The 16,079-nt window shown below is 35.4% G+C and carries 14 protein-coding genes; 13 read left to right on the top strand and 1 reads right to left on the bottom strand.

Features of this window, described 5'->3' with window-relative positions; genetic code table 11:
• The first annotated feature begins 19 nt into the window (after positions 1-19).
• From JHT90_RS14035 to JHT90_RS14000, 8 genes are all read left to right on the top strand, one after another.
• Positions 20-496: a HEPN family nuclease gene (locus JHT90_RS14035; protein ID WP_201092115.1), complete on the top strand. Its 477-nt coding sequence runs from the start codon at positions 20-22 to the stop codon at positions 494-496.
• A 906-nt stretch (positions 497-1,402) separates the two neighbouring features.
• Entirely contained in the window at positions 1,403-2,119 is a 717-nt protein-coding gene (locus JHT90_RS14030) for a hypothetical protein (RefSeq protein WP_201092113.1), read from the top strand.
• Between the two features lie 121 nt (positions 2,120-2,240).
• Positions 2,241-2,456, top strand: coding sequence for a helix-turn-helix transcriptional regulator (locus tag JHT90_RS14025; protein WP_201092111.1), 216 nt, complete (start codon positions 2,241-2,243; stop codon positions 2,454-2,456).
• 12 nt (positions 2,457-2,468) lie between these two features.
• On the top strand, positions 2,469-2,813 hold the full coding sequence (locus JHT90_RS14020) for a S24 family peptidase (RefSeq protein WP_201092109.1): 345 nt from the start codon (positions 2,469-2,471) through the stop codon (positions 2,811-2,813).
• Between the two features lie 48 nt (positions 2,814-2,861).
• A complete protein-coding gene (locus tag JHT90_RS14015) occupies positions 2,862-3,776 on the top strand; it encodes a hypothetical protein (protein ID WP_201092107.1) in 915 nt (304 codons plus the stop codon).
• Positions 3,769-4,206 carry a virulence-associated protein E gene (locus JHT90_RS14010; protein ID WP_236253971.1) on the top strand — a complete coding sequence of 146 codons (438 nt, stop codon included), beginning with the start codon at positions 3,769-3,771 and terminating at the stop codon, positions 4,204-4,206. Before JHT90_RS14015 ends, JHT90_RS14010 begins: the two co-directional genes overlap by 8 nt.
• Positions 4,196-5,818, top strand: a complete 1,623-nt coding sequence (locus JHT90_RS14005) for a DUF3631 domain-containing protein (protein WP_201092102.1) — start codon at positions 4,196-4,198, stop codon at positions 5,816-5,818. Before JHT90_RS14010 ends, JHT90_RS14005 begins: the two co-directional genes overlap by 11 nt.
• A complete protein-coding gene (locus JHT90_RS14000) occupies positions 5,805-6,182 on the top strand; it encodes a hypothetical protein (protein ID WP_201092100.1) in 378 nt (125 codons plus the stop codon). The genes JHT90_RS14005 and JHT90_RS14000 overlap by 14 nt, the downstream gene beginning before the upstream one ends.
• 428 nt (positions 6,183-6,610) lie before the next feature.
• Here JHT90_RS14000 and JHT90_RS13995 read toward each other — a convergent pair whose 3' ends face one another.
• Positions 6,611-6,892 (bottom strand): hypothetical protein, encoded by a 282-nt coding sequence (locus JHT90_RS13995; protein WP_201092098.1) that lies wholly within the window; start codon positions 6,890-6,892, stop codon positions 6,611-6,613.
• 365 nt (positions 6,893-7,257) lie between these two features.
• Here JHT90_RS13995 and JHT90_RS13990 point away from each other — a divergent pair, with 365 nt between their 5' ends.
• The 5 genes from JHT90_RS13990 to JHT90_RS13970 all read left to right on the top strand — a co-directional run bounded on the left by JHT90_RS13990 (position 7,258) and on the right by JHT90_RS13970 (position 16,028).
• Positions 7,258-7,719, top strand: coding sequence for a terminase small subunit-like protein (locus JHT90_RS13990; protein WP_201092097.1), 462 nt, complete (start codon positions 7,258-7,260; stop codon positions 7,717-7,719).
• 754 nt (positions 7,720-8,473) lie between these two features.
• Positions 8,474-10,627: a type VI secretion system Vgr family protein gene (locus JHT90_RS13985; protein ID WP_201092096.1), complete on the top strand. Its 2,154-nt coding sequence runs from the start codon at positions 8,474-8,476 to the stop codon at positions 10,625-10,627.
• Positions 10,627-11,499, top strand: a complete 873-nt coding sequence (locus JHT90_RS13980) for a DUF4123 domain-containing protein (protein ID WP_201092094.1) — start codon at positions 10,627-10,629, stop codon at positions 11,497-11,499. The genes JHT90_RS13985 and JHT90_RS13980 overlap by 1 nt, the downstream gene beginning before the upstream one ends.
• A complete protein-coding gene (locus JHT90_RS13975; protein WP_201092093.1) occupies positions 11,492-15,256 on the top strand; it encodes a toxin VasX in 3,765 nt (1,254 codons plus the stop codon). The genes JHT90_RS13980 and JHT90_RS13975 overlap by 8 nt, the downstream gene beginning before the upstream one ends.
• On the top strand, positions 15,246-16,028 hold the full coding sequence (locus tag JHT90_RS13970; RefSeq protein WP_201092092.1) for a hypothetical protein: 783 nt from the start codon (positions 15,246-15,248) through the stop codon (positions 16,026-16,028). The genes JHT90_RS13975 and JHT90_RS13970 overlap by 11 nt, the downstream gene beginning before the upstream one ends.
• Positions 16,029-16,079 lie beyond the last annotated feature (51 nt).

The raw sequence follows: 16,079 nt of genomic DNA, 5'->3' as shown, positions 1-16,079 counted from the left end.
TATATTTAGGAGAAAATAGATGACGGAATACACTAATATAAAAATAGATTTTATTAGTAGAACAAAGGATATATTAAATAACCTACAGGAACGAACGGAGAATGATGTAACATTACTACTTAACTGTTGTTTGGGTTTATTAGCTTTACCGAGTCAAATACACAGTGGAGAATCTCTTTATCAAGATATTTTTAATAAAAATTTAGAAGATATATTCAATGATTACCCTCATTGGGGGCTTAAGAAATGCTTTATAAAAAAATTACCAGATAATAAAGAATACAAATTAAAAGACCTTATTAGACGAATACGAAACGGTATTTGTCATTTTCATATTGAGGCTATTTGTGTAGATTCAAATATAATAGAAAAATTAAATATAAAAGATAGGTATAATAACAATCCTTCTTTTGACTTTGAAATAGAATTATCAGTAACGCAATTAAAAAAATTTGCTATAAAACTAGCAGATGAAATATTAAATACTAATAAATAAACTGGCGGTTATTCTCTTAATGCGCCAACTACAAAAGTCCTTTAAATTTCTCTTTCTTTTCTTCTATCCCCCTTAATTAGGAGGTATTTATCCGTTACTACGTTACAATATAAGCTATATAAGGAATAGAGTTAAACTCGTAAACGTTACAAAATACTCTATTTTTAGTTTAGCGTTACACTAAAAGCCTTGTTACTCTTTGGTTGTGATGTGTAACGGATAGAACTTTCTAAAAACCTGATAAAACCTGAATTAAAATAAAAAAATAGCTCTCTTACTACTAGTAAAAACTAGTATTGCTACTTAAGAAAACTTGAGTTTAAAATTAAAGATTTTCTTTAAACTATTACTGATTATTTAAAGAAATTCTTGTAATAAAAATTAGCTTTTGCTAAATAAATTAGCTAATTGCTAATATTTTCCGCTAAAAAAAATTAGCCGATGGCTAATAAAAGTAGCATTGCTATTAAAGTTTATCTTTAAAGTTACATATACGTAAATGTATAATTCATTTCTGTATTACTTGCAAATACTAATAATTGCTCTTAATTATGTACTAAAAGTACCTATTTAACCCTTGTCTCACAACAGAGACAAACTACACTTTAAATATTGCGCGTGACGCAGAAATACAACCTAAAATATAACTTTAGTTGTATAAAAATAACAAAAAATTTAAGCATACTTAAATAAATGCAAATACAAACTGTAATAGTTACAAATACAAAATGTATTAATAAAAATCATAAAAAATCTTCTATTAAACGACTTATTTATTACCCTTTTATATTGCACATATAGCGCATTAATTTATTAAAAAATCATTCTTACAATAACCGCTTTTTTATTGGCTAGTATTGGCGACCTAACCAATTAACTACAAATAATAATAGTTAAGGGTAAGTTATGAGCAAGCTATTGCAATTTAAGGATTGGCTAACCATAGGGGAAGCAAGTAACTATTTAACAATGGTTTTTAATGAATTAGTAAAGCCTACGGATTTATATAGGTTAGCTATAGAAAATAAATTAGTGCTGTCTTTGTATTTTGTGAATAATACCTATATTGAACTAGCCACAAAAGAGAGTAATAACGCCTTTGTCTTTAATAACAACTATCAACTGATTAATGATAATTCTTATTGTGATCTAGTAACGATTGATAATAGTAATCTAATCTTAAAACAACACTACTATAATAATTCAGACATTCCCCTAAGACCTGACAACAATAACAAAGGTATTATTTTTTATTTGCCTGATAACTTAACTTATGGACGATTAATAAACTATACCGTAAATAACCGCCAGCTATTACAAGCAACTATAGCCTCTTGCTTACCTAATGATATTTATCTAATTATAAGGACAGATTATTTATTAAACTTTGTAGAGCAAGCAACACAGGCCGAACAACCACAAACAGAGCTACATAATAAAGAACGTTTAACTTTGTATCAATTAATTAAAATTTTGGGTACTTATGCAAAATTACCCCTTAATCAGAGTTATAAAACAGCCGATCTAATACGCGAAAAAATAGCCCCCGAAACTGGTTGCAATCCTCCAAGTAGAGAAGCTATAGCCAAACACTTAAAAGCAGTTATAAATCTACAATCATAATTTTTTTATGCTGTCACCAACAAAAAGCCTAATAGCCTTTTGCCTTGCCTAAATAGGCAAACTAGCCAATTTTTTTATATATGCTGTTATTACTACCTACAACTACAGAGGAAAAAACAGCATGACCAATGCCACTATAGCACCACAAGAAAAACGTTTTATTAAACTAACCGAAGTTATAAAAATGACTGGCCTGTCACGCGCCACTATTTACAACTATGTAAACGTTGCACAATTCCCACAATATACCAAAGTTGGGCGCGCTACCTTTTGGGAATATAACGAAGTGCAGAACTGGCTAGATGAAAAACTAGCCCAACGCACCCCCAAGCAATAAGGGGGGCGTATTATGTACTTACAGATAGACCAAGCTAACAACGGTTTAATACCTATAGACCCTAGCCTTAAATTAGTTTTATTACATGGTATTGATGACTTTATGAGTAATACCTTTTACAACGGGGATTTATTACTAATAGACACCCGTATTAATACATTAGATTGTGACTCAATTTATGAGATCAAGTTACAAGGGCAACACCTAATTAGACGCATTCAACGAATGCCAAGCAATCAATTATTACTTATTCCTGATAATAAGCACTATCAGCTAATAACACTAAACCAAGCTAGTTTATTAAATTTTGAAGTTATTGGACGTGTAATCCAATCATGGAAAGCACAAAGGCATTAAATACCCCTTTGTAAACGTTTCTAAACTCTTTTAACAGGTTAATTACTTATGACTACTAATTTTATTAGTACGGGCTTGTTATGCCCTGAAAAAGACAATATACAGCAAAAATTACAATCTGCTTTACCTGATTACAATATACTGGCGGGCGGTTATATCGAATTTTATAACTTATCCTTTACTAAAGATAAAACAGAACATCATCTAAATTATAATTTTCGGACACCGTTAGAGGCCGAAGAATGCGCCAACTATTTACAGTTTATTTACTGCTTAAATTACCAAGTAACCAAAGATTTACTTTGTTTATCTGCTGAAGCTATCGCAACATTTAAAAAACAAGCTGATAACAGCATTAAATTACTCGATAAATACCGCACTAAATACAAGTTACTAAAGAGTTTTAACTATATGGGCGGATGGTATGAATATTATTCGCTTTGTTATGACCTCGCTAATTATAAGCAATTCCCTTTGTTGAACTTAAGAACACAACAACAAGCCACCCAAGCCAAACAGCTATTAGCCCAACTAGGACAGCCTACCGCCTTTTATCTCAATAAACAGCAAGCCCCTTTGTATAGCCATAATGAAGAATATTACAAAGGTACTAAAAAACAGTTTATTAAATTAATAAAACAAATAGCTTATTCAGAACAACAGCTAACAAAACTAATACAAGGAGCTGGCACAATTGAAAAGATCAGCTATACAGAAGTAACCTATTACACCCTAAAAACAGATAATAACCATATCAGCACATCATTACATATCTTTGAGCGACGAGAACAAGCCGAACAACTAGCTAAACTACTAACCACTACAGAAAACAATAAATATAACTATCAAGTAATAACCGCAAAGGCTTGTTTAACTGGCGATATGCAACGAGCTTTTAATGAGTGTGTACAATCATCATTAACCCTATTAAATAACTTACTTAATGGGGCTAGTCATGATTGAGCGATTACCCATAGATAAAGTATTAGATAAGTTGGATAAAGTAAAAGCTAAAAAGCCCACTAAGGACGGTTTAAACCAATGGCAAGCCCTTTGTCCTAGTCATGCCGATAAAAGCCCATCATTAACGATTACAGAATGTACAGACAATACCGTATTACTTAAGTGTTGGAGTGGTTGCACTGCTAACGAAATAGTAAACGCTATAGGGCTACAATTAAAAGATTTATTTAAATATGAGCCTACTCATAAACAAGGTAATAGTAGCCCATCATTTAAAAAGCTTCCCAGTAAACAAGCAATAGCCCATGAGCGACTAATTATTCAAATAGCAGAAGCACAACAAAACAAAGGGCAACTATTAAATAAAGCGGATAAACAACGCTATCAATTAGCCTTGCAACGTCTAAAGAGGTTACAGCATGTCAAATAATGATCTCTATAGTAACCAATGGGAAGCCCTAGACCCTGAAAAGATAATACAACAGGCAATAACCAAGTTAGCAGATGACGCGGGCGCAGTCTTAGAAAATGAAGTTATCGAAGCCTTTAAAATACTATACCTAGATAACCCCGCTTGCTATAACCGTTATCGACAACAAGTAAAAGAAAGTAAAAAGGTTACGATGTCCTTATTTGACAAACTAACCACCCAAAAACCAGACCAACAACAAGAGCAAAACACAAACGACATATTTCCACCAATCGAAATATGGGATAGTCCTATTAATGGCGAGCAACTACTAAATGAAATTAAAGACACCTTACAACAATATGTTATAGCCGATCATGAAACAATTATCGCTTGTACTTTGTGGGCTAGTTATACATGGTTTATTGATTATGTTAATTATGCCCCTATTGCCAATATCACAGCACCCGAAAAAAGATGTGGTAAAACTAAACTACTTAGCACCCTAAAAAGACTATCTTATAAAGGCTTTATAACCTCCAATATCTCTAGTGCTTCTTTATTTAGACTCTTAGAACTTTACAAGCCTACTTTATTTATTGATGAAGTTGATACATTTCTATCATTACATGATGATATGCGAGGTATTATAAATTCAGGCTTTACCCGTGAAAGTGCGTTTATTATTCGTTGTGTTGGCGAAGATTTAATACCAACCCCGTTTAATGTATGGGGAGCTAAAGCCCTTTGTGGCATCGGTAAAATAGCCGATACCTTACAGGACAGAAGTATTACTTTAAAACTAAGACGCAAAACACAGGGCGAAACCGTTAAAAACATAGATAAATCAGACCCCGAACAATGGCGAGTATTGCGCGCAAAACTGGCTAGATTCGCCCAAGATAACCAACTTAAAATAATTAATATCCAGTTAGAACCATTAACCCAACTTAATGACCGCGCCAACGATTGTTGGGAGTCCTTGCGACAAATAGCCGAATTAGCGGGCGGACATTGGCCGCAAACTGCTATTAACTCAGCGATACGCATAAATGGCGAACAAGAAGAAAACGACAGCATTAGAACAGAACTATTAAGAGATATACAAACTATATTAGCTATGAAAAGTATTGATAGAATATTTAGTCACGAGTTAGCCACCTATCTTAATGAAGATAACGAAAGTAACTGGTTTATGTGGAATAAAGGGCGAGGCATGACCCCTAATAGTCTATCAAAACAACTCAAAGAATTTGATATAGTGTCTAAAACAATAAGAATAGGCTCAAATACTGCAAAGGGCTATATAAAAGATCAATTTAAAGACGCTTTTAACCGTTACCTTACCCTATCCCCCATAGATACCCCTATTCAAAACGTCACACCGTCACAAGCAAAGGCAAACAATGAAAGTAGCCAAATTTCAAAACGTAACAAAAGCGAAATGTTACCTTTTGAAAATGAGCTAAAAGATAAGCAGTACAAGGGCTGTGACGTTGTGACGTTTAAAAACCCCGTTACTATGGGCGGAGAGAGTAAAAAAGAGCTACAACCACAACAAAACAATACTAATAGCCATTCAATTAATGAACTTATGGACGATGATGAGGGGGTAAATTTTGACCTCGATTAATCCAATTCAATATCTAACTAAACAAGGTTTAACTATCAGCATTACTGATAATAAATTAAATGTTAAACCGAGTAATCGAGTGACAAAAGAAATAGCCAACTATATAAAACAGCATAAAGACACAATAAAAAATCAATTGTTGGCGCATTCTCAAAATGTCGGAAAATTACTCCAACTAACCGAACTAAGCCCAATCCAATATAATTGGCTTAATCAAATAGCCAATATTCTACAAGTTACCCCTGATTATCTACTACAACATAAATTAATAGATCAATTCGACTTAGTAGAACTAATAGACAAGCCACCCGTTATAGTGGCTAATACCATAAAAGCGGGCTATTACTGGTTAAAGTTAAATTGATAGATAGACTAACTAAAAAATCTAAGATATTAGCTTATTGGCTAATTAACCCAGTTAATAAAAAATACTATCATTTTATTGGCTAAATCATTTAGCCTCTAATTGCAAATACAACTATTAAACTTTAGCTTATAGATAATATGGGCTAAAGTTTTTTTTATTAAGAGAACCAAAAAAAGAACCACGAGAACCACCCCCAACGCGGTGCAAATGGTGCTTTTTAAAAGTGAACACATTTTGCACACCTTAAAGCCTTGTTACTTAATTCTTACAGCCGAAAAAGTGAACACTTAGAGAACACCCCCACGCGCGAGAAAGCACCAAAAAGCACCACCCCCACGCGCGACAACATAACAGTATAATTTTTTCAGTCCAAAAAAAAGACCAGTTTTAAAACCAGTCTTTTTTATACACCTTAAACAATACTATTACTTGGTTAATTCTTCATGTTGAATATTTTTAATAATACTTGTAACGTCACTTAACATAATAGTGGAGAGTACGCCTATATTTTGCAAAGCATAAGCGGGCGGTTTTTCAAATTCATGTAATGACTCTAATACACTCATTAAAGCACTTAAACGGGCGGTTAAACATTCAAGTTTTGCTTCCCTTGTGGCTTGGCTATCAAAATATAAAACATTTTCATTACAGCCTTGCGAGGCTTGATCTAAGGCTTTAAAGCGTGGATTATTAATTGGATTAGACATTTTTACACCCTCTTGTGGAATTATAATGCCCTAGTGTCAATAGGGCGGTTGGGTACTGACACCTGCCACAAGCGCAGTCTGTAGGCTTACCTATTTCTAGGCTATAACTACACGCTACCCAACCATATAAAATGGACGTAAAAATACCGCTTATAACTTTCGGGAGCGGTAACCGCTTGTGATGGTAGTGTCAATACCTAATAATTAGAATAATCCTAATAACAAGATGAGTCAATACAAGCCTTTTATAGTGATTTATTCAATAACGTCCTATAAGCCCCTTTTTAAACTTCTTGTTGTTTACTATTAATTTTATGTTTAAATGGCTTAAAATAAGCATACACGGGATAATACAAGGGTATTTAATGGCACGACCAACTAAATATAGTGAACAACTAGCAACAACCATTATTGACCGTTTAATTAATGGCGAGTCATTAAGGGCTATTTGTCATAGTGAAGATATGCCAGATAAGGCTACTATTTTTCGATGGTTAGCGAGTAATGCGGAGTTTTGCGACCTGTACAAGCTAGCACGAGAAATACAAGCCGATATGCTAACCGATGATTTATTAGATATTGCAGATAAAGCCTATTGTACAGGGGGCGCACTAACTAAGGCTAAATTACAGATACAAACAAGAATGTGGATAGCTTCAAAACTTAAACCCCGCGTCTATGGTAATAAGCCAGAGCCACAGCCAACACAACAACCGCCCGCGCTTAATATTATTATTGGCGAACAACATAAACGCGACCTAGCCAAGCTAACCGATCAAGAACTAGAACAATGTTATCAATTAGCTCTAGCCAATGAAAATAAATAACCTTTGAAATATGTTGAATTATTGGAGTCCATAAAAAAGAGTAACCCAGAAGTAACCCACCTTAACAACAAAGTAAACCTTGATGTAAACATTTGTTAAGTCCTTATTTTATTATAGTGGTTGATTAACAGGGCTTATAGTTAAATAGATGTTAAGGTAAACAACTTTTAAAAACAGGATTTTTTTTATACGTGCGAGGGGGAGCGGTTTACATTTTCTACGTTTTTTTAATTTTTAGCTTATCCCCCCCTTAAAACTATAGGGGTATAGTAAAACCTTAAAACTATTTCAATAGAGACCACTTAACCAGTCATTTTTTTACTGGCGCGAATTTAAACAGGGGGGGGATAAAAGCGTATTTACTCTTTTAATAATGCTAATCTAATAGTATTAACAACTAATCTTTTACAAAACGCGCACGCGTGCGCGAAGCAAACACCGCGCCAACAAACAGCAATAAACAATAATAGCTTACTAAAGACTTGTTTTTTATTTTCTTGTGATGTTTAATTAACGCGCTCTATCTAAATCGGTAGAGTGTGGGGTTGACCTCCCATAATAAAGTAAATGACCGCCATAGATATAACTTTGCGCTTATTAGTGCTTTGTTGTATCTGCTTTATGGCGGGCTGTAAGCGGGGTATTCTTCGGAGTACGCCGATTTTTTACTTTTCGGTAAGGTCAAACCCGCTTATAGCCCGCCCCCATTATATACGCTGTTTTTAGGGGCTTATTCATAAAAGGGATTGAGACCATGCACAGCGAAGCCAATAAAACACATTACACCCTCGATTTACAAGACATTACAACCAACAGTAAATTACAAGTCCTATCATTCGATGGTATCGAAGCCATTAACAGTAGTTATATTTTTGAAATCACATTAGTTAGTAATCATCTTAGGTATGATATTACTCAACTACTCAGTAAAAATGCTTTTCTATCCTTTACCCCTGATAAAGCTCAAGGCATACACGGTAATATATTATTTGTTAAGCGTGGCGCAGTAGGTAAAGACTATAGTTTATTTAAAATAATCATCGCCTCACGCTTTTATCATTTAAACCACGAAACACAACAACGGGCATTTATAGATAAATCCGTTATAGAGATCATTAGTATTTTATTAACTGAAAAAGGCTACCAACATGGCATAGACTTTGAATTTAAACTTAAAGAAGAATATCCAAAGCGTGATTTTTGTTGTCAATATAACGAAACAACAGCCCATTTTATCTATCGTCTATGCCAAGAGGAAGGCATTAATATTCATTACCAACATTCATTAAATAATCATCTAATGGTATTTAGTGATAATAATCATTTTTTTGCTAACTATGCTAATTCTTTTCAATACTGTAATGACACGGGGCTAGTAGCAGATTATCCCGTGTTCAAACGTTTTGATATAAACCTATCAAGTGCAACCACAACAGCGAGTTATCGAAACTTTAACTTTGAAAATATGAAAATTCCTGAAGCTAGCGCACAGGGTACGCAGCATAAAAAAGCCAATAATGCTATAGAACCTAATCTTGAGTTTTACAACTACCCACAAAAACACCTTAACCAAGCACGGGGCGACCACTACGCCAAGATTGAAATAGAACGCTTACGCACTAACCATATTCTAGCCGAAGCCTACACCGATATAACCACCTTACATAGTGGCTATTGTTTTACAGTAGATAATTATCCCGCCTTAGATAGTTTAGATACGGGCGATAAATGGCTAATTACTCAAATATACCACCAAGCTAGACAACCGCAAGTATTAGAGGCTTTAGGAAACGAAGCAAGCGCGCTTATGCAAGAACCCGCTTTATTATTTAAATACTATACTTATCCTATTAATGAAGCCTTACAACTACCTTTAGATAGCTTTAAACAAGGTTATAGAAATTTCCTTGTAAGCATTCCCCATACTGTACAGATTAGACCCCAAAGACTACACCCAAAGCCCAAAGTATTAGGCACACAAACTGCAATAGTAACAGGTGCAGAGGGCGAGGAAATATATACCGATGAGTATGGCCGAGTAAAAATATTATTTCATTGGGATAGAATAAACCCTGCTAACGAAAATAGCTCGCATTGGGTGCGCGTGGCTAGTAATTGGGCGGGGGATGGTTACGGGGCGGTTATTATCCCCCGTGTAGGGATGGAAGTAGTTATTGATTTTATAGAGGGCGATATAGATCAACCTATTGTTAGTGGTTGCTTACATAACGGAGTTAATCAAGTACCCTATGAGCTTCCCGCCAATAAAACAAGATCAGTTTTTAAAACAAGTAGTAGTAAAGGTGGCATAGGTAGCAATGAGTTAAGAATAGAAGATAAAACAAACCAAGAACAAATATTTATCCAATCACAAAAAGACTACGACCAACTAACAAAAAATAACCATACCGTACAAATTAATAATAACAGTCATCTACAAGTACAAAATGAACACAGCGAAACCATAAAGGGCAATAGATACACTAAAAACAAAGCAGAAGAACACCACCTAACCAACCTAGATAGAAAAACCCAAATATTAGGGAATGACTATACACAAATTGCACTTTCTCAACATGAAAGTATAGGCACAGTTAAAACCATAAGCGCAGGGATGGAAATACACCTTAAAAGTGGAATGCAAACCGTAATAGATGGCGGTCTATCTTTAACCCTAAAAGCGGGCGGACAGCATATAATTTTAAATCCTAGCGGTATTTATATGACTATGCCTGTATGGACGGGCGGTTTACCAATGGAGGGAACACCAAGCGCACCCTTGCCGCCTTTACATCATAGCCAAGCGGTTACGCCTACTAACTCGCCCCCTATTGTATTAGCCCAAAGGGAAGCACTATTAACAGCTAATCCTATTTGTGCTATTTGTGAACTAACAGGGGGTAACTGATGAACCGCTATATTTTAATAGATGGGGTAATGCGCCAAAGTGCGATCAATGACCTTTATAGCCTTAATGAACCGTTACAGATATTACCCCTATATATAAATACACCTTTCCAAGCTAACTATGATTTAGGGGCTATTCTAGTAGCTACCTTAGCTAACTCAACACTGATTAATAAAATACAAGCAACATGGTATAACAGTACAACTATTATTTATAGTAAAGAACCTTTAGCAGTCATAGCACAACACCTTAGCCAATTAATTACTATTCAAGATGAAATAGGGATTACATCATTATTTCGTTTCGCTGATCCTTTAATAACATGGTATTGGTTAAACAGCTATAGCCACGACCAACTAACCGACATACTTAACCCTATTCAACAATGGCAAGTCATAAAACCCATAGCAAACTATTACACACCACAACCCTTAATATGGGATAAATTTATAAACCCTCAAACCGAAAAAAAAGACTTACCCATAAATAAACTGGCTAACCCACAATTAGAAGCACTAGACAAAGCTTATCAATTTAGACTAAAGGAAAAACTACACAAACTAATTATTCAAGCCTACCCTACCTATTTTCAACAAGCTAATGATATACAAATAAACCAATGGCTTAATAACTGCTTACAGCAAGCCAAACAACAACAAATTATTAGTGAACAAAGCATTGCAATGTTTGCAATTTTGCGCTGTGAATATGGCGACCAATTCGCCACCGAGCAACAAGGCGACTATCAAAAATGGCTAGCGGATAACCCGCACTATAAGCCCTTACCGCTAGAAAAAAACTTAGCCGCCTTTTTTGCACAACGCCCATTAAACATTGCTAATACTACTACATGGAGTTACAACCATGACTAATCACAACGAACAAAACTATATCCCAACCGTTGAAACATTAATTAAAAACAACTTTAAAGCCACAGCCGCCAGCTATCAAGCTAATTGTCCTTTACAATCCCCTACAATCGCTATCTATCCTGTACGCTATGCGATTAATGAAAATCCATTTTTAGAGTCATTAGCACAACAAGCAGAATTAACCCCTGATGATTGGCATAAACTAACCCATAAAAAAACCAATCACTCACTCACTAAACAAGATACCCTATTTAACAACGATCTACCCACCTTACAAACCCGTGAATATACCTTGCGACCATTGCGTAAAGGATGGCTTTATATATGGACACTTGAAAACGATTGGACAGAGTACGAAATAACCCCACCTAACAAAATAGGGCAATTAACCACCTTTAAAAAAACCGATATAAACCAACCCCAAGACCAAAGACAAGCCACAGGCGCGGCAGAATATGCCCTCTACTTTAACGCTAACCAACATGTATATATAACCTATTCCCCCGTACAATGGACACACCGTCAATTTAAAGCAATCAAAGAAACAGACCACAAGCAAACAATGCGGTTAATTAAATTACCTGAATTTATAGCCACCATGACCGCCCCCCATGCCGAATATATTAACCAGATTGATAAACGTGTAGCGGATATATTTAGCGAACAAGCAAATACTACTTTCCTATCATCGACCATTACAAATACAACTACTGAACATCAACAGGGCTTTAAACGTGAGCAAGCAATTAGCATTCCCAAAGCTGAACTAATCGCCCATCTTAACGACCCTATGAACGCTTTATTTATCGCCCTAGATGACCCGCTAGCGATTATTGATGACCTACTGTTAAATGCGGCTTATCCCATTAGCGCAATGGAAGCCTACGAACATAGCCAACAACGCAAAAATAATATTGCACAAATACTTATACCCACTTGTGGCGCAGGGATTGAAGAATTTATACCTGATAGCATTTTGCAACAAGGGGCGGGTAAAAAATACCAATACCTAAAAGACGTGTGCAACGACCTACTCGAACCCGCTAGCCTATTAGCTATCTATCAAAGTGGTACATATTCCACAGCACAGGAAAACCTAGCAAACGCACAACAAACCTTAGTTGAAACCTGTAAAAAAGAATTTTTAGCAAAATGGCAACAACTACCCAAGCAACAAGTAACCACCACCAACATAGAGGGCGAGACCGTTATAACCACATGGCAACAACATATTGAAGAATGGAACAACACCCGCCAGCTAAGGCGCAAACTAGATTTTAATAGCGTCTTTGACCACCTAACAGCACGAGAACAAACCATAGCCCTCTATCAACAATATATCGCTATAACAATAACTGATTTATTAGTATGGCTTAATAAACTGCCTATTAGCTTATTAGGTACAGCCTTACAACACGATATGGTAAACGAAAGCCAATCATTAGCTTTATATCACTATGCCGATAAAATACTAACCTTTATCCACTATGATAAAACGGGGCAAGACTGGCTAAAAGCACAACTTGCAAAACCTAGCACGCTATTTGGTTATAGCTTTTTCCATTTCAACCAAGAGTTACAACAATTCTTTAGTAAAATAGCTACCATTTTAATACAGCAAAGCAATATTAAAGCACAGGGCGACAACCAAGACAAAACCGCCCTTGATTATGCTAATCTTGGGGCAAGTCGTTTAACTGATTATCTAGGGGCTTTAACTAATCCACAGCTTAAAGCGTCTAAATACTATAACAGCTTATCCAAGCCCGCAAAACGCGCTTATCAAGCCTATTGTGAACTTATTAAAACCCCATTAGGCGACCTATACAAAACCATGCAATTAAAAAGCCTTGCTAGTTTAGCGGCTTTACCGCCTGAAGCAATCACCGCTTATGCCAGTTTCACCACCTTAACTAGCTCAGATAACTATAGAATAGTCTCTAACTTTAGATTTAATAAGGATTTTATTAACTGGAAAGACCAATTAAACAGCCTGATTACTGAAGATAAAAAACTAGCTAAACAAAATAGAGACCTAAGCCAAAAAGCAGGGGAACGTAAAAAACAAAGGCTTGCTTATCCAAAAGTAGACTATAAACACGACAGAGCCATAATAAAAGCCAATAGCCAACGCAGAAAAGAACTAAAACGCAAAATTTATATGACCAACCACAGACAACCTATAGCCATTATAGCCGATGAAAATAGTCTCCCTATTACTATGGGGCGTGAAGATTATCTATTTTTACAAAGCGGACAACAAGAAGCCATGCAACAAGGATTATTAAAAATAGAGTCACGAATTAAAGGTATTGAAAGAAGCCAACAACATATTAAACAATGGCAAGGTAAAAGCCTACCTATGGCTATGGTACTATGGAATTTAGCCAATACTATTAACGCCATTAAAGAGCATAAAGACAACGCCACCATTACTAGCAATATGTTTTATACTGCTAATGCAGTTGGCGCGCTATGGCTAGCCCCTATATGGGCGGAGTTTTCACAAATAGAGTTACGCTATACCGCTAGCATGTTAAAACACCATAAAGAACTCTTATTAACCCCTACTAAACTATTAGCCACTATAGCTACTAAAGACCTTTATCAATATAGACAAAATTTAGTAAAAGTAGGCGGTAAAGTAGGCAGTAGCGCGGCTATTATAGAAATGGTGATTAAAAGGGTCGCTTTTGTAAATGGTTTAATGGCAGTTGGCGCGGCTTTTGAAATAGGGGCTATGCAAGATGATTTATTCTATTCTAGTAATGGATTGGAGTTAGTAGGACAAATAGCTAAAGTTACCTCGCTATCTGCTATGGTTACAGGTGGAATAATAAGTATAAGCATGTGGCTTGGCTCGTCTATATGGGGAATTGCTTTTGCTATGGGAGCTTTTGTAACGACTGCTTTATTAGTGGCGGGCGTGGTGTATTTACTGGCTACCCTATGGATAGAGTTATTCCACCGTGAGGGGCTAGCCCTTTGGATTGATAATTGTGTGTTTGGTACTGCTCAAAAATGGATAACAGAGGATGAACAACAAAACCAACTAGACGAGCTAACCGCCTTATATAAAATATTACTTTATCCAGAGGTAAAAATTAAACAAACCCGCAAGTTATTAACTAACTTTGATAATTGTGTTTATCAAACAACGGGCTATTGGTTGCAATTCTCTTTTCCTGTAGAACTGGACTATTGCCCGATAGAGATAACAACCCTAATGACCCATAGCCGCCTATTAGATACCCAAGCCTATAGTCAAGATTTAACCCAACGTATAGCCAATAATGGCTTTTGGTCTAATCCTAGTATTAGTATGGATAATTTACTGCCTACTAATCCTGTTATAGGGGTAGATACTATACAACCTGATTATAGCTATACGGGCTTTGATAACCGTTTTATCTATAATGTATGGCTTCCTTATGATGGGCTATATAATAATAGTTATCTTGATTTACAAATTAGTTACCCCTTTGATCTATCACAAAAAGCTAACCTTGATAGCGTAGCCACTAATGAACAATCATTAAATTACTCTTTTCTTTATCAGATAGAACTATTTAACCAAAAGGATATAGTAAGCCATGAGCAACCAGAAACCCCTATCACTAGCCTTGAGTTTTTAAAGGACAGTAAGGAAAATAAAAGCTATTTAAAAAGCGGTAAATTTAACCATGCGATTAAACGCTATAATATAGTGGTTGGTTTACCCATTGGCGCAAACATAGAGAATGATAATGACTATTAAGTTATCTAAGTATAATCAGCAAACGGTAAAGGCTATTGAGTGGAAAACATTACAAGAGCCTTTATTAAAAGCATGGACAATAAGAGCCTTACCCCATGATAAGGCTTTTATTTATAAAATGTTTTATTTAGCTATAGGTGCTTTAACTCTATGGGCTAGTATCATGTTTCTAATAGGTTTAAAAGCCGCAAGTAATATTTCATCTACATTTTTAATTCCATTAGGTGTAATTAGTTGTTTCTACTTTCCTCTATTAGCTTTAATTTATCAAGGTATTTTAGGCGGTAAACTCTATAGTTATCGCTTAACTGAAAAGCATATCGAGGTAGTATGTTGGAAAGATTATTACCATAAGATTAAACAAGGCTTATCTATATTTTTTATCGTGGTAGCTGTTTTATTGTTTATCGCTTTTTTGATTAAGCCAGAAACCATTTTAATTAGCTTAGGCGGGGCTATTGGTGTAGGTTTAATGGCAGGTGGTACATTTTACTCAGATAGTTTTGCCAAACGTGAAACAGCTTACAAGCATTATACTTGGCAATGGCGCGATTTTGAGCCTAAACGATTAATTATAGACCGAGAACGCTCTATAGTATGTTTAGACGCAGAACAGACAGAGGATTTAACCGCCAAGCGTAAAAAATGGGCTTTATTTATCTTTTGTTATCCTAATGAACTAGATCACGTTGCTAATATAGTAGGGCAACAATACCCCCACTTAAAACAACAAGAGGGTGCAAGCCGAATTAATAGTAATTTTGCTTTATAAATAAGCTATTTAGTCAAAAGGGATAATTAAAAGTTATCCCCTTTTTTATAT

The organism is Entomomonas asaccharolytica, from assembly GCF_016653615.1.
GTDB classification, from domain to species: domain Bacteria; phylum Pseudomonadota; class Gammaproteobacteria; order Pseudomonadales; family Pseudomonadaceae; genus Entomomonas; species Entomomonas asaccharolytica.
The sequence above is the reverse complement of the archived record's forward strand: the minus strand, read 5'-3'. Positions and strand labels throughout refer to the sequence as shown.

Bases quoted from the DNA above. Each gene is read 5' to 3' on its own strand.
- JHT90_RS14020 (WP_201092109.1), top strand. From the start codon at position 2,469: ATGTACTTACAGATAGACCAAGCTAACAACGGTTTAATACCTATAGAC.
- JHT90_RS13985 (WP_201092096.1), top strand. From the start codon at position 8,474: ATGCACAGCGAAGCCAATAAAACACATTACACCCTCGATTTACAAGAC.
- JHT90_RS14015 (WP_201092107.1), top strand. From the start codon at position 2,862: ATGACTACTAATTTTATTAGTACGGGCTTGTTATGCCCTGAAAAAGAC.
- JHT90_RS13980 (WP_201092094.1), top strand. From the start codon at position 10,627: ATGAACCGCTATATTTTAATAGATGGGGTAATGCGCCAAAGTGCGATC.
- JHT90_RS14035 (WP_201092115.1), top strand. From the start codon at position 20: ATGACGGAATACACTAATATAAAAATAGATTTTATTAGTAGAACAAAG.
- JHT90_RS14010 (WP_236253971.1), top strand. From the start codon at position 3,769: ATGATTGAGCGATTACCCATAGATAAAGTATTAGATAAGTTGGATAAA.
- JHT90_RS14025 (WP_201092111.1), top strand. From the start codon at position 2,241: ATGACCAATGCCACTATAGCACCACAAGAAAAACGTTTTATTAAACTA.
- JHT90_RS14030 (WP_201092113.1), top strand. From the start codon at position 1,403: ATGAGCAAGCTATTGCAATTTAAGGATTGGCTAACCATAGGGGAAGCA.
- JHT90_RS13990 (WP_201092097.1), top strand. From the start codon at position 7,258: ATGGCACGACCAACTAAATATAGTGAACAACTAGCAACAACCATTATT.
- JHT90_RS13995 (WP_201092098.1), bottom strand. From the start codon at position 6,892: ATGTCTAATCCAATTAATAATCCACGCTTTAAAGCCTTAGATCAAGCC.
- JHT90_RS14005 (WP_201092102.1), top strand. From the start codon at position 4,196: ATGTCAAATAATGATCTCTATAGTAACCAATGGGAAGCCCTAGACCCT.
- JHT90_RS13970 (WP_201092092.1), top strand. From the start codon at position 15,246: ATGACTATTAAGTTATCTAAGTATAATCAGCAAACGGTAAAGGCTATT.
- JHT90_RS13975 (WP_201092093.1), top strand. From the start codon at position 11,492: ATGACTAATCACAACGAACAAAACTATATCCCAACCGTTGAAACATTA.